The 20,021-nt window shown below is 60.3% G+C and carries 19 protein-coding genes; 8 read left to right on the top strand and 11 right to left on the bottom strand.

The window, feature by feature from the left end; all coding sequences use genetic code 11:
- Positions 1-4: 4 nt before the first annotated feature.
- Both BJF91_RS08335 and BJF91_RS08330 read left to right on the top strand, forming a co-directional pair.
- A complete protein-coding gene (locus tag BJF91_RS08335) occupies positions 5-214 on the top strand; it encodes a DUF1656 domain-containing protein (RefSeq protein ID WP_075614033.1) in 210 nt (69 codons plus the stop codon).
- Complete coding sequence (locus BJF91_RS08330) at positions 211-1,092, top strand: efflux RND transporter periplasmic adaptor subunit (protein ID WP_075614032.1); 882 nt, start codon at positions 211-213, stop codon at positions 1,090-1,092. The genes BJF91_RS08335 and BJF91_RS08330 overlap by 4 nt, the downstream gene beginning before the upstream one ends.
- Before the next feature lie 62 nt (positions 1,093-1,154).
- Here BJF91_RS08330 and BJF91_RS08325 read toward each other — a convergent pair whose 3' ends face one another.
- The 4 genes from BJF91_RS08325 to BJF91_RS08310 form a co-directional block, all read right to left on the bottom strand.
- A complete protein-coding gene (locus BJF91_RS08325) occupies positions 1,155-2,432 on the bottom strand; it encodes an L-fuconate dehydratase (RefSeq protein ID WP_075614031.1) in 1,278 nt (425 codons plus the stop codon).
- Positions 2,433-2,513: 81 nt separating this feature from the next.
- Positions 2,514-3,356: a fumarylacetoacetate hydrolase family protein gene (locus tag BJF91_RS08320; protein WP_075614030.1), complete on the bottom strand. Its 843-nt coding sequence runs from the start codon at positions 3,354-3,356 to the stop codon at positions 2,514-2,516.
- A gap of 63 nt (positions 3,357-3,419) precedes the next feature.
- Positions 3,420-4,154, bottom strand: a complete 735-nt coding sequence (locus BJF91_RS08315) for an SDR family oxidoreductase (protein WP_075614029.1) — start codon at positions 4,152-4,154, stop codon at positions 3,420-3,422.
- 39 nt (positions 4,155-4,193) lie between these two features.
- Positions 4,194-4,931 carry a FadR/GntR family transcriptional regulator gene (locus BJF91_RS08310; RefSeq protein ID WP_083943235.1) on the bottom strand — a complete coding sequence of 246 codons (738 nt, stop codon included), beginning with the start codon at positions 4,929-4,931 and terminating at the stop codon, positions 4,194-4,196.
- A 287-nt stretch (positions 4,932-5,218) separates the two neighbouring features.
- On the opposite strand from BJF91_RS08310, the gene BJF91_RS08305 reads away from it, so the two are divergent.
- The 6 genes from BJF91_RS08305 to BJF91_RS08280 all read left to right on the top strand — a co-directional run bounded on the left by BJF91_RS08305 (position 5,219) and on the right by BJF91_RS08280 (position 11,161).
- Positions 5,219-6,781 carry a sugar ABC transporter ATP-binding protein gene (locus BJF91_RS08305; RefSeq protein WP_407639868.1) on the top strand — a complete coding sequence of 521 codons (1,563 nt, stop codon included), beginning with the start codon at positions 5,219-5,221 and terminating at the stop codon, positions 6,779-6,781.
- Positions 6,778-7,812 carry an ABC transporter permease gene (locus BJF91_RS08300; RefSeq protein ID WP_075614027.1) on the top strand — a complete coding sequence of 345 codons (1,035 nt, stop codon included), beginning with the start codon at positions 6,778-6,780 and terminating at the stop codon, positions 7,810-7,812. Before BJF91_RS08305 ends, BJF91_RS08300 begins: the two co-directional genes overlap by 4 nt.
- Positions 7,813-7,921: 109 nt before the next feature.
- Complete coding sequence (locus BJF91_RS08295; RefSeq protein ID WP_075614026.1) at positions 7,922-8,863, top strand: ABC transporter substrate-binding protein; 942 nt, start codon at positions 7,922-7,924, stop codon at positions 8,861-8,863.
- A gap of 124 nt (positions 8,864-8,987) precedes the next feature.
- Positions 8,988-10,001: an aldo/keto reductase gene (locus BJF91_RS08290; protein WP_075614025.1), complete on the top strand. Its 1,014-nt coding sequence runs from the start codon at positions 8,988-8,990 to the stop codon at positions 9,999-10,001.
- Between the two features lies 1 nt (position 10,002).
- A complete protein-coding gene (locus BJF91_RS08285) occupies positions 10,003-10,830 on the top strand; it encodes an amidohydrolase family protein (protein WP_075614024.1) in 828 nt (275 codons plus the stop codon).
- A 1-nt stretch (position 10,831) separates the two neighbouring features.
- Positions 10,832-11,161 carry an L-rhamnose mutarotase gene (locus BJF91_RS08280; RefSeq protein ID WP_075614023.1) on the top strand — a complete coding sequence of 110 codons (330 nt, stop codon included), beginning with the start codon at positions 10,832-10,834 and terminating at the stop codon, positions 11,159-11,161.
- Between the two features lie 89 nt (positions 11,162-11,250).
- Here the strand turns inward: BJF91_RS08280 and BJF91_RS08275 are convergent, their stop codons facing one another.
- The 7 genes from BJF91_RS08275 to BJF91_RS08245 all read right to left on the bottom strand — a co-directional run bounded on the left by BJF91_RS08275 (position 11,251) and on the right by BJF91_RS08245 (position 19,948).
- Positions 11,251-12,276 (bottom strand): DNA topoisomerase IB, encoded by a 1,026-nt coding sequence (locus BJF91_RS08275; RefSeq protein ID WP_075614022.1) that lies wholly within the window; start codon positions 12,274-12,276, stop codon positions 11,251-11,253.
- 98 nt (positions 12,277-12,374) lie between these two features.
- A complete protein-coding gene (locus BJF91_RS08270; protein ID WP_075614021.1) occupies positions 12,375-13,139 on the bottom strand; it encodes an NAD-dependent epimerase/dehydratase family protein in 765 nt (254 codons plus the stop codon).
- 28 nt (positions 13,140-13,167) lie between these two features.
- Complete coding sequence (locus tag BJF91_RS08265) at positions 13,168-14,028, bottom strand: SMP-30/gluconolactonase/LRE family protein (RefSeq protein ID WP_075614020.1); 861 nt, start codon at positions 14,026-14,028, stop codon at positions 13,168-13,170.
- On the bottom strand, positions 14,028-15,743 hold the full coding sequence (locus BJF91_RS08260; RefSeq protein ID WP_075614019.1) for an ABC transporter ATP-binding protein: 1,716 nt from the start codon (positions 15,741-15,743) through the stop codon (positions 14,028-14,030). Before BJF91_RS08260 ends, BJF91_RS08265 begins: the two co-directional genes overlap by 1 nt.
- 9 nt (positions 15,744-15,752) lie before the next feature.
- Positions 15,753-16,823 (bottom strand): ABC transporter permease, encoded by a 1,071-nt coding sequence (locus tag BJF91_RS08255; protein ID WP_075614529.1) that lies wholly within the window; start codon positions 16,821-16,823, stop codon positions 15,753-15,755.
- 77 nt (positions 16,824-16,900) lie between these two features.
- On the bottom strand, positions 16,901-17,884 hold the full coding sequence (locus BJF91_RS08250; RefSeq protein WP_075614018.1) for an ABC transporter permease: 984 nt from the start codon (positions 17,882-17,884) through the stop codon (positions 16,901-16,903).
- 147 nt (positions 17,885-18,031) lie between these two features.
- Entirely contained in the window at positions 18,032-19,948 is a 1,917-nt protein-coding gene (locus BJF91_RS08245) for an ABC transporter substrate-binding protein (RefSeq protein WP_075614017.1), read from the bottom strand.
- Positions 19,949-20,021 lie beyond the last annotated feature (73 nt).

Raw genomic sequence — 20,021 nt, 5'->3', positions numbered from 1 at the left:
ACCCATGCCCACTGAATTTGATATCTACGGTGTCTATGTGCCGCGCCTGTTCGTGATCATGCTGGTCGCGCTGTTGATCAGCATGGCGATCCGCAAAGTCCTGGCGGCCCTTGGGGCCTATGCCTTCATCTGGCATCGCGGCATGTTCGACATCGCCCTTTTCATCCTGCTGATCGCAGGTCTCTCCTTTCTAACACGCTGGTATGTCGCATGAATATCCTGAAATCATTGGGCCGGGTGCTGGTCACCCTGGTCGTCGTCATCGCTGCCGCCTTCGCGGCCTATCACCTCTGGATCTACTACATGGAGGAGCCCTGGACTCGTGACGGTCGCGTGCGCGCCGATGTCGCGTTGATTGCGCCTGACGTCTCAGGCCCGGTCAGCGATATCATGGCGAGAGACAACCAGGCGGTTCATAAAGGCGACGTGCTGTTCAAGGTCGATGCCAAGCGCTTCGAACTGGCGCTGGCGCAGGCCGAGGCCGATCTTGCCCAGGCCAAGGCTTCACTTGATGAAGCAACCCGCGAACGTCAACGCCAGGAGCGGCTCGGTCAATCGGCGTCCGAACAGGCCCGTGAATCGGCTATCTCGACGGAAGAGCGGGATCAGGCTGCGTACAACAAGGCGCTAGCCAGTCGCGATATCGCCAAGCTCGATCTCGCAAGGACCGAGGTAAAGTCGACGGTCAACGGCACAGTCAGCAATTTCGCGCTGCAGGTCGGCGATTACGTCAACCGTGGCACGGCAACGGTGGCGGTGGTCAATACCGATACGCTGCGGGTCGAAGCCTATTTCGAGGAAAGCAAGCTGCAGCGGATCCGCGAAGGTGATCGCGCGACGGTACGGATCATGGGTCAAAATGGTGTTTTGACCGGTCGGGTTGAAAGCATGGCGGCTGGCATCCAGGACCGCGAGCGTGAAACCAGCTCAAGCCTGCTGGTCAACATTACCCCGACCTTCAATTGGGTGCGGTTGGCGCAGCGTGTACCCGTGCGCATTCACCTCGAGAATGTGCCGGAAGGCGCCCGGCTGATTTCCGGTCTCACAGCAACCGTGGAAATCAATCCACCGGCGTTAGGTACGGGAAACTGACGCATTGAAACAGAATCGTAATGCCCCGTGTGTTCAGGCAACGCACGGGGCATTATTTAAGCTCATCCCTTGAACGTATATTCCGCTATCGACTGCGGCTTCATCTCGATGGAGAAGCCGGGCTGGAAGGGCGGCATATAGGCGGCGTCCTTGATGATGCAGGGATCGATGAAATGCTCGTGCAGGTGATCGACAAATTCGATCACGCGGCCTTCCTTGGTGCCGGACACGGCAACGAAATCGATCATCGACAGATGCTGCACATATTCGCAAAGTCCGACGCCGCCGGCATGCGGCCACACCGGCAGACCGTATTTCGCTGCCATCAGCAGCACGGCTAAAACCTCGTTTAGCCCGCCCATGCGGCAGCTGTCGATCTGCACGATATCGATGGCGCCGCCGGCGATCATCTGCTTGAAGACGATGCGATTCTGGCACATTTCGCCGGTTGCCACCTTAACCGGGGCAATCGCCTGCCGGATCGCCTTGTGACCGAAAATATCATCGGGGCTGGTCGGCTCCTCGATAAAGAACGGCTTATAGGGCTGCAATTCCTTGACCCAGTCGATGGCCTGGTTGACTTCCCAGACCTGATTGGCGTCGATCATCATGTACCGCTCGTCGCCGATCACTTCGCGGACGATCCGCAGCCGGCGCTTGTCGTCTTCGAGGTCGCGGCCAACCTTCATCTTGATATGGGTAAAGCCCTGGTCGATGGCCTCATGGCAGAGACGACGCAGCTTTTCGTCATCATAACCCAGCCAGCCGGCCGAGGTCGTGTAGCAGGGATAGCCCTCGCGCTCGAGCTGAGCGATGCGCTCTGCCTTGCCGGGCTGGGCCTTTTTCAGGATATCCAGCGCTTCCTGCGGTGTCAGGGCGTCGGTCAGGTAGCGGAAATCGACGATGGAGACGATCTCTTCCGGGTCCATCTCGGCCACCAGCCGCCAGACGGGCTTGCCGGCGCGCTTGGCCAGCAGGTCCCAGACGGCATTGACGACGGCGCCGGTTGCCAGATGCATGGCGCCCTTGTCGGGGCCGATCCAGCGCAGCTGGCTGTCGCTGGTGATATGGCGCCAGAAGCGGCCGGGATTTTCTTCCACCCAGTCGAGGTCTAGACCGGTGACGAGATGGGTGAGGGCATCGATCGCGGCACAGCAGATTTCATTGCCGCGACCGATGGTAAAGGTGAGGCCATGACCTTCCAGGTGAGTGTCATCCGTGCCCAGGATCACATAGGCCGCTGAGTAATCCGGGTCTGGATTCATTGCGTCCGAGCCATCGAGGCTGGCTGATGTGGGAAAGCGCAGGTCGATGGAGCGCAGGCTGGTGATCTTGGTCATGGATTGGCCTTTAGAAGTTTGTCTGGAAAAAGTGGTTGCCGGTTTTCCCGAAAGACAAACGATGACGATGGAAATCGCGGATCAGATGTCGGCGATGAAGGTCTGCTTTTGGGTGCCGAGACCTTCTATCCCCAGTTCAACAACGTCGCCGGCCTTCAGGAAGCGCGGCGGTTTCATGCCGAGCCCGACGCCGGGAGGCGTGCCGGTCGAGATAACGTCGCCGGGATGGAGGCTCATGAACTGGCTGAGATAGGAGACGAGGAAGGCAACGCCATAGACCATGGTCTTCGACGAGCCGTCCTGCATGGTGTCGCCGTTGACGGTCAGCCACATTTTCAGATTCTGCGGGTCGGTGATTTCGTCTTTGGTGACGAGCCATGGGCCGATCGGACCGAAGGTGTCGCAGGACTTGCCCTTGGTCCACTGTCCCGAGCGTTCCGTCTGGAAGGCGCGTTCGGACACGTCATGGGAGACGCAGTAGCCGGCGACATAATCCATGGCCTCAGCCTCGGAGACGTATTTTGCCGTCTTGCCGATCACCACACCAAGCTCGACTTCCCAGTCGGTCTTTTCCGAGCCGCGCGGGATCAGAACTTCGTCGTTGGGTCCGCAGATGGCCGAGGTGGCCTTCATGAAGATCACAGGCTCCGGCGGCACGGTGGCGCCGGTTTCTTCGGCGTGGTCGGAATAGTTCAGGCCGATGCAGATGAATTTGCCGGTGCCGGCGACGCAGGCGCCGATCCGGCCTGGTGCCAGTTCCGGCAGGGTGGCGGTGTTGAGTGCCGCCAGTTGCGACAGGCCTTCGGGTGAGATCGCCGCGCCACCGATATCGGCAACATGGGCGGAGAGATCACGGATCTTGCCGTCCTGGTCGAGCAGGGCGGGCTTTTCCTGGCCAATCGGGCCAATGCGCATCAGTTTCATTGAATTGTCCTTTCATTCTGTGGCGGCACGCGGACGGTTCCGGCCGTCGGCCACCCGAAACGGTTAGAGAGACCAGCCGCCATCGATGGCATAGGCCTGGCCTGTCGTATAGGTAGCGCCGGCAAGATAGACGGCGAGATCAGCGATCTCTTCCGGCGTGCCGATCCGGCCGATCGGCTGACGGGCGATGAAGGCAGCGCGGGCTGCATCATAATCGCCCTGGGCCTTTAGCCGGTCCTGCAGCGACGGGCTTTCGACCGTGCCGGGGCAGATCGCATTGCAGCGGATGCCCTTGGCGACATATTCAGCGGCAACGGATTTGGTCAGCCCGATGACGGCTGCCTTGGTGACCGAATAGGCGCAACGGTTGGGAACGCCCTTCATGCTGGAGGCGACCGAGGACATGTTGATGATTGTGCCATCGCCCTTTTCCAGCATGGCCGGAAGTACGGCGCGGATGGTTCGGACCATCGCCTTGACGTTGAGGTCGAAGGCGAAATCGAGGTCTTCGTCCTTCATATCGAGGACCGAGCCGGCATGGACGAAACCGGCGCAATTGAACAGCACGTCGAAGGGGCCGGTCTCGGCAACGACTGCCTTGACCTCGGCGTCATCAAGCACATTGAGGCGCCTGGTCGTGACGCCGGCTTCGGAGCTAAGGCTCGCCAAGGCCTGTTCGTTGATATCGGTTGCCACGACGTCGGCGCCAGCGCGCACGAAAGCGAGAGCCGTGGCGCGGCCGATGCCCTGGCCGGCGGCTGTTATCAGAACCTTCTTGTTTTGAAGGGAAGCGGACATGGCTTTTTCCTTGAAATTGGTGGCGTTAGGTTTCGGCGATCAGGAGGATGCGGCAGCGACGGGCTGGACCTTACGGGTGGTGAACGCGCCGTCTTCCTGCGTCCAGCGTCGTCGTGATGCATCCAGATGCATCTGCATGCTGGCCTGGGCCAGCAATGGATCACGAGCCTCAAGCGCATTCAAGATAGCCCGGTGTTCCGCCAGCGCGTCCAGCCAGGATTGCTCGCTTTCGGTACGGTTCTGCAAATATTCGGCAATTGGGCTGTAGCGTTCGTCAAACAGCGAGCCAACGATACGCTCAAGCACGCTGTTGCCGGATTGGGTGACGATGGTCAGGTGGAAACTACGGTCGAGTTCCAGCGGCCGGCGACCGGCGGCAATTTCCCGCTCCATGCCCTCGATGATGTCGCTCAGCGTCTCCAGGCCCTGGTCGCTGATGCGGGTTGCAGCCACAAGCGCGCTCGACCCCTCGATCAGGATCCGCGCCTGCATCAACTCGCTCGGGCTTTCGCCAAACGAGCCGGTGGCTTGGCTGCGATTGCCGCGGTCATTGCTGAGATAGATGCCGGAGCCCATGCGGATTTCGACGGTGCCGTCGATTTCAAGCGCAATCAACGCTTCGCGCAACGATGGCCGTGACACGCCGAGCTGCTGGGCAAGATCCCGCTCGCTCGGAAGCCGCGCACCCGCTGCATATTGCCGGTCCTGGATAAACTGGCGGATCTGGTCGGCGACCTGCTGATACAGCCGGCGCGGATCGAGCGGTTTTAATTCCATCGCGGTCTGCGGCCTCCCCTCCGCCTGCCTTAGTATCATTGGCCAAAATTGGCCTTACCAGATTGGCCTTACCAAATGTCGAGGTGACCGGCAAGCGCCCTTTAATCTGCTCGATACTAGGGGCTATATCCCCATTGTCAAACGTGTTTTGGTTGATAGGTCGCGTTTTATCGATTGCGAATAAAAAAGTGGCTTGACCAATTTTGAGGCCGCGCTTAATTCTGTCGCCGGTGCAGGGGTTTTGAGGAGAGCCGCCCTGCCGGCGAAATTGGGCAGAGGAGGGCCTGATGAGCACATCCATGTCGCATGCGGCCGCAACCACGGTTCCCGGTGCCGGCCAGCCGATCCTGAGCCTGCGAGGCATCACTAAGGAATTTCCAGCGGTCCTGGCTCTGTCCAATGTCCAGCTCGATCTCTATCCCGGCGAAGTTCATGCTGTCTGCGGTGAGAACGGCGCCGGCAAATCCACGCTGATGAAGATCATCAGCGGCGTCTATCAGCCAACGGCGGGCGAGATCGTCTACAAAGGCCAGCCAGCCAGCTTTTCCTCGCCGCTGCAATCCGAGGCAGCCGGCATTGCCATCATCCATCAGGAACTCAATCTCGTTTCGCATCTGAGCGTAGCGGAAAACATATTCCTCGCCCGCGAACCGCGCCAGCCTTTTCCGGCCAGCTTCCTTGTCGACCGCAAGCGTCTGCGGGCTGAGGCGAAGCGTCACCTGGATAGGCTCGGGGTTGACATTTCGCCTGATGCGACGGTGCGCAATCTGTCGGTCGCGCAGTGCCAGATGGTGGAAATCGCTAAGGCCCTGTCGCTCAACGCCGAAGTGCTGATCATGGACGAGCCGACCTCATCGCTGACCGAGCAGGAAACGCGGCTGCTGTTTAAGGTTATCCACGAGCTGAAATCCTCAGGCGTTGCCATTGCCTATATCTCGCACCGCCTGGACGAAATGTCTGAAATCGTCGACCGGGTGACAGTGCTGCGCGACGGCAAATATGTCGGCACGACTTATTTTGCGGCAACCACAGTCGATGAGATCGTCTCGCGCATGGTCGGCCGCTCGCTTGAGGAGAAATTCCCGGAGCGGCTGTCGGTGCCATCAGACGAGATCCTGCTCGAGGTCAAGAATCTCAGGCGGGCAGGGGTGTTTTCCGATATCAGCTTTACGCTCCGGCGCGGCGAAATCCTAGGCTTTGCCGGGCTGATGGGCGCTGGGCGCACCGAAGTTGCGCGTTCCGTGTTTGGCGCCGAGCCTGCCGATAGCGGCTCGATCGTTTATCAAGGCCGCGAGCTTTCGATCCGCACGCCGCGCGATGCGATTGCCGAGGGGATCGCTTACCTCTCGGAAGATCGCAAAAGCCAGGGACTGGCGGTGAAGATGCCGCTTTCGGCCAATATGGTGCTTGCCAATCTGCAGGCGGTCTCCAGCCGTTACGGTTTGGTGGATAAGGCGCGCCACGATGCCGTTGCCCGGCATTATGTAGACAAGCTCAATATCCGCACGCCGTCGATCCAGCAGCCCGTGCGGCTGCTGTCTGGCGGCAATCAGCAGAAAATCATCATTGGCAAATGGCTGTTCAGCCAGTCGCGCATCCTGTTCTTTGATGAGCCGACGCGCGGCATCGATGTCGGCGCGAAATTCGCCATCTACAAAATTATGGACGAACTGGCGGCAGATGGGATCGGCGTCGTGCTGATCAGCTCGGAATTGCCGGAAATTCTAGGGCTGACGGATCGCGTCGCGGTGTTTCACCAGGGGCGGATCACCGCCATCCTCGATACGCCTAAGACCACTCAGGAGGAAATCATGCACTATGCCTCAGGCTATCGGCGGAGCGCGCCATGAAGGATGTGACCATGCCGCCTTCTGTCGAGAAGAAGGCGCCACGCCTTAGCGATCGGCAGAAAGACATCATCCAGAAGTTTGCAGCGCTGGGCAGCCTTGTCGTGCTGATCGCGATCTTCTCGGCCACCAGCCCTGCATTCTTCAGCGTCAACAACGGCATGACCGTGGCGCTGCAGGTGACGTCTATTGCCTTCCTCGGTATCGGCGCGACCTGCGTGATCATAACAGGCGGCATCGATCTTTCGGTCGGCTCCGTGCTGGCGCTTTCAGGCGTGGTTGCGGCTATCGCGGTGCGCGACTGGGAATGGCCGGTGGCGCTGGCCATGGCACTGGGCATCCTGACAGGCACGGCCTGCGGGGCGATCAACGGTTTCGTCATCACCCGGCTACGTCTGCCGCCCTTCATCGCTACGCTGGGCATGATGCTGATTGCTCGCGGCGTTGCGCTGCAGATTACCGATGCGCGCGCGGTCTCCGGCCTTGGCGATGCCTTTGGCGAGTTGGGCAATGGCGCCTTCCTGCGGATGGTGACAATCGGCGACGACGGCTTTCCCAATGTCAGCTTTCCCGGCATTCCCTATCCCGTCATCCTGATGGTGGTGCTGGCGCTGGCCGTCGCCTTCATGCTCAACCGTTCGATTCTCGGACGCCATATCTATGCGGTCGGATCCAATGTCGATGCAGCGCGGCTGTCGGGCGTCAACGTGTCGCGTGTCACTAGCTTCACCTACATCCTGTCCGGCACGCTCGCCGGCCTGACCGGCTGCGTGCTGATGTCGCGGCTTGTGACGGGCCAGCCGAACGAGGGCGTGATGTATGAACTGGACGCTATCGCCAGCGCCGTGATCGGCGGCACCTCGCTGATCGGCGGCGTCGGTACGATTTCTGGCACTGCCATCGGCGCCTTCGTGATCGGTATCCTGCGCAACGGCCTCAACATGAACGGCGTCTCGGCCTTCACCCAACAGATCATTATCGGCCTGGTCATTCTCGGCACGGTCTGGATCGACCAGCTGCGCAACCGGCGCTGACATCCACGCCAGCCTTATAAGACCCACCAGTAACAACAGACCCACCAGAAAGAACAGGGGAGTGTTCTTTTAATCAACGGCTCACAAGCCAGACAACCGGAGGAAAACCATGAAGAAATTGTCATTTGCGGCATTGGCATCCGTCGCCATGCTCTACAGCCTGCCCGCCAGCGCCGCTGAAATCGCCGTCATCGTCAAGACGGTCAACTCGACCTATTGGCAGAACGTCCAGAAGGGCGCCGACGCCGCGATCAAGAAGGCCGGCGGCGATTACACCATGACCTTCCAGGGTCCGGCCTCGGAGTCGGCCATCGCCGACGAAGTCAACATGGTCGAAAATGCCGTGAACCGGAAGGTGGCCGGCATCGTGCTCGCGCCGTCCGATCCTGATGCATTGGTGCCCGCCGTCAAGAAAGCCTGGGAAGCCCATATTCCTGTCATCGTCATCGACAGCATGCTGGCCAAGGGCTCCGAGCAATATTACCAGTCCTTCCTGTCGACCGACAACAAGAAGGCCGGCGAACTCTGCGCCAAGGCGCTGATCGACAAGGTCGGCACCACGGGCAAGATCGCCGTGATGTCCTACGTTGCAGGTGCCGGTTCTGAAATCGGCCGCGTCGGCGGCTTTACCGACTATATCAAGGCGCATTCCAAGCTGGAAATCGTCGGCCCCTTCTATTCGCAGTCGCAGATGGCGACCGCTCTGAACCAGACGACCGACGTTCTCGCCGCTCATTCGGATCTCAAGGGCATTTTCGGCGCCAATGAGCCGACAGCCATCGGCATGGGCCGCGCCATCGTTCAGTCCGGCAAGGCCGGCAAGATTGTGGCTGTCGGCTTCGACGGCAACAAGGACCTCCAGGATTTCGTCAAGGACGGCACCCTGATGGGCACTGCGGTTCAGGGCTCCTACCAGATGGGCGAAAAGGGTATCGAAACCCTGGCAAAGGTCCTGAAGAAGGAGAAGGTCGAGAAGTTCGTCGATACCGGCGTGGTGCTTGTCACGAAGGACAATATCGACAAGCCGGAAGCCAAGAACGTCCTCTACTAATACTCACTGGCCGCGCGTCTAGCTTTTCTTGTTTTCGTTTGTCTTTTCGGGAAAACCGGATTCCACTTTTCCCTGACAAACTTTGACCGGACGCGCGGCCTAATCTTGTGAAGGTGCCCCTGTCATGACGCTGTTTCCGACCCGCAAACTGCCCCGCGCCGACCTGTCGACATCTATCATGGGGCTCGGCTGCGCCCAGATGGGCAATCTTTATCGGTTAACGCCCTATGAAGAGGCCAAAGGCGCGTTCGATGCGGCCTGGGATCGGGGCGTCAGATATTTCGACACCGCCCCGCATTACGGGCATAGCCGCTCGGAACTTCGGCTCGGCACGATGCTGGGCGACAAGCCGCGTGGCGAGTTCGTGGTCAGCACCAAAGTCGGGCGATTGATGGTGCCCGACGCCACCATCGGCGAAGAGGCCAATGGCTTTGTTGCGCCGCTGCCTTTTCGCGGCGTCTATGATTACAGCCATGACGGCATTCTGCGCTCCTTCGAGGATAGCCAGAAGCGGTTGGGCGTGATCGATCCCGATATTCTCTACATCCACGACATCGGCCCCGTCACCCATGGTGAAAAAGACGCGCATTACTGGTCGCAACTGACCGATGGCGGCGGCTTCACGGCTTTGGCGCGGCTGCGTGACGAAGGCGCGACCAAGGCCGTTGGACTCGGCGTCAACGAATGGGAAGTGATTGCGCGGGCGATGGACGTGTTCGACGTCGATGTGGCCATGCTGGCCGGCCGCTACACGCTGCTGGAACAGGGGAGCCGTGGCTTCCTCGACCGCTGCACGAAGGCTGGAACAGCAATCGTTGTGGCCGGAGCGTTCAACTCGGGCATTCTCGCCGGCAATCGCAAGTTCAACTATGATGAGGCGCCATCAGAACTTCTTGCCCGCGTCGAGACGCTGCAGCAGGTCTGCGACAGTTATTCCGTCAACCTGCAGGCGGCGGCGCTGCAATTTCCCCTCGCGCATCCGGCTGTCGTCTCCGTTGTGTCGGGTGCGCGAAATGCATCGCAACTCAACGCCAATGCCGACTGGATCGAAGAGGCCATTCCCGCTGACTTCTGGGCGGAGTTGAAGGCTCGCAATCTGGTCGATGCCGAGGCGGTCCTGCCGGATCAGGCGTCCTGACATGCGGATCGATGCCCATCAACATTTCTGGCAGCTGAAGGCGAGGGCCGGCCAATGGCCGCCGCCTGAGCTTGAGGCCATCTATCGCGACTTCGGACCTGCCGATCTCACGCCTCTGCTCAGCGAAGCAGGCATGGATGGCACCGTGCTGGTGCAGACCATGGAAAGCACCGCCGATACGGATTTCATGCTGGATCTGGCTGAGACGACACCGTTCGTCAAAGGCGTTGTCGGCTGGGTCGATCTCGCCGCTCCTGATGCGGGCGAGCAGATTGCAGCCCGGGCTGCCAATCCTTTGTTCAAGGGGTTGCGGCCGATGCTGCAGGACCTCGAAGATGATGGCTGGATCCTGAGGCCGGAGCTTCGCCCGGCACTCGAAAGCCTTGTCGCCCATGATCTTGCCTTCGATGCATTGGTTAAGCCGCGCCATCTTGGTTCGATCCTCGATCTCGTCGAGCGCCATCCTGATTTGAGGATGGTGATCGACCACGGCGGCAAGCCGGAGATTGGCGAGGGGCGTTTCGTTGGCTGGCGCAAGGCGATGGCGGATCTCGCTGCCCATCCGGGTGTGCATTGCAAGCTATCCGGCCTGCCTGTCGAGGCCGGCGACCAGAAGTCCGAGGCCATGCGGCCCTATATCGAGACCATTCTCGACCTGTTTGGGCCTGCGCGAGTGCTGTGGGGCAGCGATTGGCCTGTGGTGCGACTGGCGAGCGATTATCTTGCCTGGCTGCGTTATTGCGAGGCCATCGTGCCCAAGGAATATCATGGTGCTGTCTTTGGCGATAATGCCATTGCCTTTTACCGGCTGAATGTATTGGGAGCCTAGTATGCAGCGAATGGGAATGGTGCTCGGGGTCAAGCCGGACATGGTCGCGACCTATAAGGAACTGCACGCCGCCGTCTGGCCGGAGATTCTGGCTCTGCTCACTCGCTGCAATATCCGCAACTACACGATCTTCCTGCGCGAGCCGGAAAATCTGCTGTTTGGCTATTATGAATATCACGGCAGCGATTACGAGGCTGACATGGCCCTCATGGCCGCTGATCCGAAAAACCAGGAATGGTGGTCCTTCTGCATTCCCTGTCAGGCCCCGCTCGAAACCCGGGCGGAAGGCGAATGGTGGGCGATGATGGAACCTGTGTTCCATATGGAATAGGGGTTGTCCGGGAAAAGTGGGAACCGGTTTTCCGAGAAGACAAACGAAAACAAGATAGGAGAGCTGCGTTGCCGCTTGGCGATCGCCCGTCAGGCGGCTTCCAGATAGGCAATCATCCGCTGCTCCGACACCCGCAGGCCTTCGGGCGGTTTGACCGGCTCCTGCAATTGCCGTTTCAAAAGCATGCGAGCGTCTTCCTCGGTAGCCAGCGCCAGGATCTGCGGATGGATATAGCTCTTGCGGCTGATGGCCGGGGTATTCAGGAGCTTCATGGCCGAGGCCTCGGACAGTGCCTTGATCGAGGGGACGGTATCCTCACTAAGGAGTGCTACGGCACATTCGAAGGCGGCGAGACTGCCGCCCCAGGTGCGGAAGGTTTTCGCCGACATGCCTTCACCGGCCAGTTCGGAGAGATAACGGTTAAGCCGGCCGGAATCGACCGGATGCACATCGCCGTCACTGTCCTTCCAGACGAACAACTGCCGGCCCGGCAGGTCGGCAATATGCTCGAGGATTTTTTGGAGACGTGGAGCGCGCAGCCGGTGGCGGACCTTGCGGCCGCCTTTGGCGGTGAAATGCAGTTCCATCATGTCACCGAAGGACACGTGACGCTTTAAAAGTGTTGTGGCGCCATAGGTGCCGTTTTCCTCGAGATAGGCCTTGTTACCGACCCTGAGATGGGCGGCATCGAGCAGCAGAACCAAGGCACCGAGCGTGGCGATCTCGCCATCTTCCGTCTGCTCGGCATCCCGCCTTGCACGACGGCGGATGCGCGGCAGGGCCTCGCCGAAGGCCGCCAGGCTGTGGAATTTCTTCTCGTCGCGCAGCGCGTGCCAGTCGGTGTGATAGCGGTATTGCTTGCGCCCGCGCGCATCGATGCCGGTCGCTTGCAGATGGCCATTGTCAAGCATGCAGATCCAGACATCGCGATAGGCGGGCGGCAGGCCGAGGGTCTTGATGCGCTTGCGGATCTCGGTGTCGCAGAGCAGGCTCCCGTCGGGCATCCGATAGCAGAAGCCGCGCCCCTTGCGTTCCCGAGTAATGCCGGGTTCCTGATCGTTGACATAGACGAGGCCGGCCTTACGCAGCAGAAGGCGATGGGAATTGTCATGCATTGTCAAGTGGATACTCCAGCGCGGGCGGTTGAGCCTCGCGCTCTCGCCGTCCGATTTAACTATCTCACCAAACGCCGGCGGCCGCCTGCGGTTCCAGTTCAGGCCCGAGGCAGATCTTTTTCCGCGAAGGGGCCGCCGAGAAGCGGACCGATCACTTCGCTCTCCGGCTGCGGATCCATAGGGGCATCTTCGGATCGGTCTTCAGCGGCCCAGCCGAGCTTTGCCGCATCACTGCTGACCATGCAGCCGCGCTCGTTATTGGAGACGCCATAGACCATCAGGCAGCCGAGTTCCTCGACTGTAAAGGCACGATCTATCAGCCGGGCAAAATCGCCGATGCTGAGCCAGGTGGTCAGCATGCGCGGGCTGCGCACGGTCGGAAAACAGGAGCCGATCCGCACGGATACGGACTGGATGCCGCATTTGTCGTGATAGGTCCGGGCCAGCAACTCGCCATAGGCTTTCGAAAGGCCGTAGAAACTGTCCGGCCGCATCGGCGCCGTCTCGTCAAGCGGCTCGCGGAAGGGATGAAAGCCGACGACGTGATAGGAGCTGGCAAAGACGACGCGCTTGATGCCAAGGCGGCGGGCGGCTTCGAAGACATGATAGGTGCCGCGAATATTGGCGTCGAGCACGACTTCGAACGGTGCTTCATTGGCCATGCCACCGAGATGTACGACCCCATCCACACCCTGCATGATGTCCGTCATCGCTTGGAGATCTGTGAGATCGGCACCCCTGATGCCACGCGCCACGTCATCCTTGAGGTCGCTCAGCACGAGATCATAGCCGAGAGCGGTTAGTTCAGGGGCAAGGACGGTACCGATCGTGCCAGCGGCACCCGTGATCAGAAGGCGGGTCATGCTCTTGTTCTCTTTCTGCGATACGTCGTCAGCAGATGTAACGGTCTGGGGAACGACCGGCAACGGGCAGGTCTACGGTGAACACCATGCCGGCATAGGCATTGCCCTTGCCGCCTGGCTTCAGGCTGGTGATATAGGCTGTCCGGTAGTTCGGGCCGCCGAAGGTGATGTTTGTCGGGTTTGTGGTCGGGACATGAATTGTCATATCGGGCCGCCCGTCAGGCCCTAGCCGCAGAACCCGGCCACTATCCGACGCAGCAATCCAGTAACGGCCGTCCTCATCCACCGTCGCGCCATCAGGACGTCCGCCGAATTCGGAGAGGTTGACAAATAGAGTGAAGTTGCCGATGGGAATGCCATCATCGTCGAGCGCGACAGTCCAGACCTTGCAGACACTGGGATGGCTGTCGGAGACGAAAAGTCGCCGTCCATCGGCGGTGAAGGCAAGCCCGTTCACGGTGCGAAATCCTTCGCGCACCACGCGAACTTTGCCCTTGTCGAGGCAGAACAGCCGCCCAAGGCCCGGCCGTTCCGGTTCGATGCTTCCACACCAGAATCGGCCAGCGGGATCGGCGATACCATCATTCATCCGGGTGCCGGGCTTCGCGTCAAATGGAGCCGCAAGCAGCGTCCGTTCCAGTTGATCGCCGATGATGGACAGGCGCTCGAACCCACGCGACGTGCCAGCAATAAAGCCGCCATCTGTTGGGGCAATGGAGCCAAGCGCTCCATCGATCGTCCAGCGCTTAAGACTGCCATCTTCAGGATCGAACCGCAGCAACCCGCCGGCCTCGATGTCGCAATACCAAAGGGCATCCTCGTGCCACTGCGGGCTTTCGGCAACGCCAACGGCGGGAAGGTCGAGCGGTCGGGCGGTGAATTCGTGCATCAGGCCTCCCGGGCGACGGAGGGAGCGGATGGTGCCAACAGCGGCTTGCGCCGGCGCGACATGTCGGGCTGCGGCACCGAGGTGATCAGCTTTTGCGTATAGGGATGCTGTGGTCGGAGGCAGATCTCGTCGGCATCGCCGATCTCGACGATCTTGCCCTTCTGCATCACGGCCACCCGGTCGCAGAAATAGCGTACGACGGTGATGTCATGGCTGATGAAGATGAAGCTGATGCCGAGTTCCGCCCGGATCTCGGCCAAGAGGTCGAGCACCTGGTGTCGCAGCGACACGTCGAGCGCCGAGGTCGGCTCGTCAGCGATGATCAGTCTTGGATTGGGCGCGATGGCACGGGCAATGGAAATACGCTGGCGCTGGCCGCCGGAAAAGGCATGCGGATAGCGGTTGGCGGCATTGGTCGGCAGGCCGACGCGGTCGAGCAGATATTCCACCCGCTCACGCATCTGGTTGGCCGACAGCCCCATCATCCGCATCGGCTCGGCAATTGTCTCGAACGCGGTCATGCGCGGGTTGAGCGAGGAATGCGGGTCCTGAAACACCATGCGCATTTCGGTATAGAGATGGCGCATCGTGTTGCGCGACGCCTTGGCGATATCGACCTCCCGGCCGTTTGCATCGGCATAATGCACGTGGCCGCCTGTCGGCTTGTAGATTTGCAGCATGGTGCGCCCAAGCGTCGTCTTGCCCGAGCCGCTTTCGCCTACGATGCCAAGCGTTTCGCCCGGCGACAGCGATAGACTGACGCCATCGATGGCCTTGACCCCGAACGTCTGCTTCACACCCCAGCGGCGGCGCGAACCGAATTGCAGTTCGAGATCCGATACTGAGATCAGTGGCTTTGCGGCGGCCGGCAGCGTGCGCCGGGGCAGCGGCGTTTCGAGCTTCAGCACCGCGCCGAGAAGGGCGGCCGTGTAAGCGGCGGCCGGGCGGCGTAGCACCTGTTCGGCAAGACCCTCTTCAACCTTTTCGCCGCGATACATTACCATCACCCTGTCGGCGATTTCGGCGACCACGCCGATATCATGGGTGATGAACAGCACCGCCATGCCGCGCTCACGCTGCAGCGTGACGATCAGGTCGAGAATTTCGGCCTGGGTGGTGACGTCGAGCGCCGTGGTCGGCTCATCTGCGATCAGCAGGCGCGGATTGCAAGACAGCGCCATGGCGATCATGGCGCGCTGGCGCATGCCGCCGGAATATTCGAATGGATAGCGGTCGATGGCGGTTTCCGGATCGGGAATGCGCACCTGGCGCAGAAGCTCGATGGCACGGCTGCGGGCCTGCGCTTTGTCCATCTTCTCATGCAGCAAGATCGCCTCAATGATCTGCTCGCCGATGCGGTGAACCGGCGACAGCGAGGTCATCGGCTCCTGGAAGATCATAGCGATCTGGCCGCCCCGGATCGACTGCATCTCCTCGCTTGACGATTTGAGCTTGGCTATATCGTAGCCAGGCTTGCCTTCGGCGCCAGAAAGCAGGATTTCGCCTGATGTCAGCCGTCCGGGATCGGCCAACAGCTTCAGGATGGCGCGGGCCGTCACGCTCTTGCCCGAGCCGCTTTCGCCGAGCACACAGAGCGTTTCGCCTTCGTAGACATCGAAGGAGACATCGCGCACGGCCTGGATGACCTGGCGATGGACAGGAAATTCGACGCTGAGGTTCTTGACCTGCAACAGTAGCTTAGAGCTGGTGGTCATGGTCTTACCTCACGAATAGGGATCGGCCGCATCGCGCAGGCCATCGCCAAGGAAGTTCAGGCTGAGCACGGCGACGACAACAGCAACGCCGGGTGCCAGCAGCCAGGGCGCCTGCGTCAGCGCCCGCAGATTCTGGGCGTCCTGCAACAGCACGCCCCAACTGACGATTGGCGGTTGCAGGCCGAGGCCAAGGAAGCTCAGCGAGGTCTCGGCCAGGATCATCGTCGGGATCGCCAGCGTTACCGCAGCAATAATATGACTGGTGAAAGAGGGCATCATATGACGGGCAATCACCCGCATTTCACTGGCGCCGTCAAGTCTCGCGGCGGTTACGAAGTCCTCGGTGCGCAGCGACAGGAAGCGGCCGCGCACGACACGTGCCATCTCGGTCCAACCGATCAATGACAGGATAATGAGGATGACGAAATAGACCTTCAGCGACGACCAGTCCTTTGGCATGGCGGCCGCGAGTCCCAGCCAGAGCGGAATGGTCGGGATGGAGCGGATGAATTCGATGGTGCGCTGGATGACGCTGTCGATCATGCCGCCGAAATAGCCTGAAATGCCACCGAGGATCAGGCCAATGACCAGGCTGAGAAACACACCAATCAGGCCGATCGACATGGAAACCCGGGTGCCGTAGATGACGCGCGACAGGAGATCGCGGCCGAGCCGATCGGCGCCCAGGAGGTAGAAGGGCTTGTTGTGATCGACCGGGCCGATCAGGTGCAGATTTGTCGTAAACAGGCCCCACATGTCATAGTTTTCGCCACGCGCGAAGAACTCGATGGGAATGATGGCGGCGTCGTCGACCTTGAAGACGCGGGTAAAGGATTTCGGATCGACGACATTCTTATAGCCCTTCACATGCGGCAGGAACTTGCCGTCGAGAAACAGGCTGATCGGCTGCGGCGGCGCAAAGGTATATTGCGGCTTGAAAGTGCTCGGCAGGGCCGGGGACAGGAATTCCGCGAAGATCGCCAGGAAATAGATCAGCGCCGTGGCAACCAGGCCAATCATCGCCAGCTTATGGCGGCGGAACTTGAACCACATCAGCGCCCATTGCGAAGCAACCACCATGCGGTCGCCGGTCGATTGATTGTCGAGCAACGGTTCGTTCGGGGCTGCGGCCGGGGGGAGAGCGGATAATGTCACTGTCATGTCAGACGGATCCTCGGATCGACGATGGCAAGCAAGATGTCGGACAACAGCGTACCAACAAGAACGAGCGCACCGGTCATCAAGAGAAAGGCGCCGGCCAGATACATGTCCTGGGATTTCAGGGCTTGCAGCAGAAGCGGGCCGGCGGTCGGCAGGTTCATCACGGTCGAGACGATCAACTCTCCTGAAATCAGCGTCGGCAGAACCCAGCCGACCGTTGAAATAAAGGGATTGATGGCGACCCGCACGGGATAGCGCAGGATGGCGCGCCTGGCTGGCAGGCCCTTGGCAAGCGCCGCCTCGACATAGGGCTTGCGCAATTCATCGAGCAGATTGGCGCGCATCACCCGGATCAGCGCCGCGGTGCCGCTGGCGCCGAGAATGATCACGGGGATCCAGACATGTTTCAGGAAATCGCCGATCGTTGCCAGCGACCACGGTGCATTGGCATATTCGGGTGAAAACAGCCCGCCGACGCTCTGGCCGAAGCGAATGGTCGCCACATACATCAGGAGAATGGCGAGCAGGAAATTCGGGATCGCCATGCCGATGAAGCCGAGCAGGGTGAAGATATAGTCGCCGGGTGAATATTTGCGCACCGCCGAGTAGATGCCGATCGGCAGAGCTGTCAGCCACACGAACATCAGGGTGATGAAGGCCACAAGTGCTGTCATGCCCATGCGCTGCATCACCAATTGGCTGACAGGCTGGTTCCACTCGAAGGAGTAGCCGAAATCGCCCTGCAACACGCCGCCGACCCAGTGAACATATTGGGTCATGATCGGCTCACCAATGCCATAGCGTTCCCGCAGCGTTTCCAGCTGCTCGGGCGTCATGGTGTCGCCATGCTCGGCAGCCTGGGCGGCCAGCGTCGAGACGAAGTCGCCGGGTGGCAACTGGATCACCACGAAGGTCAGGAGCGAGATGGCGAACATGGCGGGGATCATGCCCAGCACGCGCAATGTGATGAACCGTAACATCGACGATCCTTTCAGGTCTTGCGCTCCTGCCCGGCGGGCGGGAGCGAGGAATTGCCAAGGCTTCCCTTCGGGGCGCCGGGCCGGTCAACACCACATGGATGTCATGTATGCCGCCCGGCCGACGCCCCGAAGTCGGGAGGAGCTTTCTTAGTTCTGGATGAACCACTGTTCCGTATTGCTGGGTGCCGGGCTCGGATAGATCCAGGAGGTCGGCGCGTTGTTCATGACGTTGTGCAGGTTCTTAGATTTGACGGCAAAACCGGCAGGCGGTGATGAAATCGCAATCGTGTAGAACTGGTCTGCGGCAATATCGAGGATCTGCTGGAACAATGCCGTCTGTTTGGCCTGATCGGTTGTCGACTTGATCTGGTCGTAAAGCGCCCATTGCTTCTTGACTGCTTCCGGTGGTTCCTCGCCGCCCTGCATCTTCAGATAGGCTTTGCCCCAGGCGATGGCGAAGTTGGATTCCAACGAAACAGGCATATAGAGACGCGGATCGAGAAGCGCGTCGACACCGTAGCCTTCGCCGGACCAGAGTGCGACATCGTGGTCGTTATTGCTCTTGAGATCATAGTAGCGGGTGCGGTCCATCGACTGGAAGCGGGCATCGACGCCGACAGCCTGCCAATAGCGGATGACAAGTTCGGCGACATCGCCCCAGTTGGAAAGTGCCGCAGGCGTGATGACCGTGAAGGTCAGGCGTTTGCCATCTGGCCGCAACCGGAACCCGTCGGCATCTTTCTTGCCGAGACCGATGCTATCGAGCAGCTTGTTGGCCTTGTCAGGATCGTAATCCAGATATTGATGGGCGAGGCGGTCGTTGGCGTAAAGCGTGTTTTCGTTCGGCGCCACCTGCTTTGGCTGAGTGAGGCCGAGATAAACTGCATCGATAACGGCCTTGCGGTCGATGGCGATGCTCATGGCGACGCGGAAATCCTTATTGCCAAAGATCTTGCGCATGACAGGGTCTTTGTGGGTCATGTTGAAGGCAAACGACGTGTCGGCACCCTGGCCGGTCACCCGGTCGATCAGCTCATAGCCGCCCTTATCGGCGCTCTCATTCAGCACCGGCCGGTTCTGGTTCACGCCGATATGGCGTTCCTGATAGTTGATCTTGCCGGCCATGGCCGCCAAGAGCACGGTCTGCACATCGGAATTGACGCTGTAGCGCGCACCGTCGAGGTACGGCAGCTGATTGCCGGCGGGGTCGACCTTGAAGTAGTAGGGATTGCGCTCGAAGGTCACCTGAGTGGCGCCTGAGACATAGGGGTCCTTGATCTTCCAGGGGCCAAGCACCGGCATGTCGGGGTTGCGCCAGCGCTGGACCTGCTCGATTTCCAAGCCGCATTTGTTGCTGAGATGCTCGACCCAGCCGGCATCACCGGCATCCTTGGCCAGTTTTTCGGCGTCCGGATTGAATTTCGGCATGAACTGGCTGCAATACTGCTTCGACATCAGCGTCAACTGCGTACCGAAGACGCCTGCCACATTCATCATGAACAGGCCGTTCGGGCCGGAAAACTTGATGGTGACGCTGGTCGGGCTGTCGACGGTCGCAACCGGCAGCTTCCCATTGACGAGAAGCCAGGCGGGCTTTGCGGGAAACAACTTGTCATCGGGCAGGACGTCGTTGACCATGAAGGCGATGTCTTCGGCGGTGAAATCCATGCCGTTCGACCATTTCATGCCCTTGCGCAGCTCGAAGGTGAAGGTCGTGGCATCGTCGCTGGCCTTATAGGAGGTCGCGACATTCGGGATGATCTTGCCGGACCATTCCCGGTCCCAGGCCATCAGCGGTTCATACCCGGTCAGCTTGACCAGCGCGTTGCGGTCGTTGCCGCCGACGAGGCCGCCGGTCTGGTAGCCACCGTAGACGCCGACCTTTTCCACCATGTCCTCGACACGCGGATTTTCCGGCAGGCGCTTTTCGACAGGCGGCAATTTGCCGTCCTTGACCAGCGCATCCAGCGCCGGTGCCTGGTGGTAATCCTGGGCGAGGCTCACCACCGGCATGCCCATCAGGGCAGCAAGCGCCACCGTCGCCAAAAATCTGTTTGTTTTCATTGTCCTGTTCCTCCCGAACCCATTTTCTGCTCATGCGAGCCGTGTGGCAGGGCGCGCTCCCGGTGCCTTGCCA

Source organism: Gillisella taibaishanensis, assembly GCF_001938985.1.
Classification (GTDB): domain Bacteria; phylum Pseudomonadota; class Alphaproteobacteria; order Rhizobiales; family Rhizobiaceae; genus Allorhizobium; species Allorhizobium taibaishanense.
Note: the sequence above shows the minus strand (reverse complement) of the source record. Positions and strands in the feature narration are given on the sequence as shown.

Excerpts from the sequence above, each read along its gene's own strand:
- BJF91_RS08335 (WP_075614033.1), top strand. The coding sequence starts at position 5 with ATGCCCACTGAATTTGATATCTACGGTGTCTATGTGCCGCGCCTGTTC.
- BJF91_RS08330 (WP_075614032.1), top strand. The coding sequence starts at position 211 with ATGAATATCCTGAAATCATTGGGCCGGGTGCTGGTCACCCTGGTCGTC.
- BJF91_RS08325 (WP_075614031.1), bottom strand. The coding sequence starts at position 2,432 with ATGACCAAGATCACCAGCCTGCGCTCCATCGACCTGCGCTTTCCCACA.
- BJF91_RS08320 (WP_075614030.1), bottom strand. The coding sequence starts at position 3,356 with ATGAAACTGATGCGCATTGGCCCGATTGGCCAGGAAAAGCCCGCCCTG.
- BJF91_RS08315 (WP_075614029.1), bottom strand. The coding sequence starts at position 4,154 with ATGTCCGCTTCCCTTCAAAACAAGAAGGTTCTGATAACAGCCGCCGGC.
- BJF91_RS08310 (WP_083943235.1), bottom strand. The coding sequence starts at position 4,931 with ATGGAATTAAAACCGCTCGATCCGCGCCGGCTGTATCAGCAGGTCGCC.
- BJF91_RS08305 (WP_407639868.1), top strand. The coding sequence starts at position 5,219 with ATGAGCACATCCATGTCGCATGCGGCCGCAACCACGGTTCCCGGTGCC.
- BJF91_RS08300 (WP_075614027.1), top strand. The coding sequence starts at position 6,778 with ATGAAGGATGTGACCATGCCGCCTTCTGTCGAGAAGAAGGCGCCACGC.
- BJF91_RS08295 (WP_075614026.1), top strand. The coding sequence starts at position 7,922 with ATGAAGAAATTGTCATTTGCGGCATTGGCATCCGTCGCCATGCTCTAC.
- BJF91_RS08290 (WP_075614025.1), top strand. The coding sequence starts at position 8,988 with ATGACGCTGTTTCCGACCCGCAAACTGCCCCGCGCCGACCTGTCGACA.
- BJF91_RS08285 (WP_075614024.1), top strand. The coding sequence starts at position 10,003 with ATGCGGATCGATGCCCATCAACATTTCTGGCAGCTGAAGGCGAGGGCC.
- BJF91_RS08280 (WP_075614023.1), top strand. The coding sequence starts at position 10,832 with ATGCAGCGAATGGGAATGGTGCTCGGGGTCAAGCCGGACATGGTCGCG.
- BJF91_RS08275 (WP_075614022.1), bottom strand. The coding sequence starts at position 12,276 with ATGCATGACAATTCCCATCGCCTTCTGCTGCGTAAGGCCGGCCTCGTC.
- BJF91_RS08270 (WP_075614021.1), bottom strand. The coding sequence starts at position 13,139 with ATGACCCGCCTTCTGATCACGGGTGCCGCTGGCACGATCGGTACCGTC.
- BJF91_RS08265 (WP_075614020.1), bottom strand. The coding sequence starts at position 14,028 with ATGCACGAATTCACCGCCCGACCGCTCGACCTTCCCGCCGTTGGCGTT.
- BJF91_RS08260 (WP_075614019.1), bottom strand. The coding sequence starts at position 15,743 with ATGACCACCAGCTCTAAGCTACTGTTGCAGGTCAAGAACCTCAGCGTC.
- BJF91_RS08255 (WP_075614529.1), bottom strand. The coding sequence starts at position 16,823 with ATGGTGGTTGCTTCGCAATGGGCGCTGATGTGGTTCAAGTTCCGCCGC.
- BJF91_RS08250 (WP_075614018.1), bottom strand. The coding sequence starts at position 17,884 with ATGTTACGGTTCATCACATTGCGCGTGCTGGGCATGATCCCCGCCATG.
- BJF91_RS08245 (WP_075614017.1), bottom strand. The coding sequence starts at position 19,948 with ATGAAAACAAACAGATTTTTGGCGACGGTGGCGCTTGCTGCCCTGATG.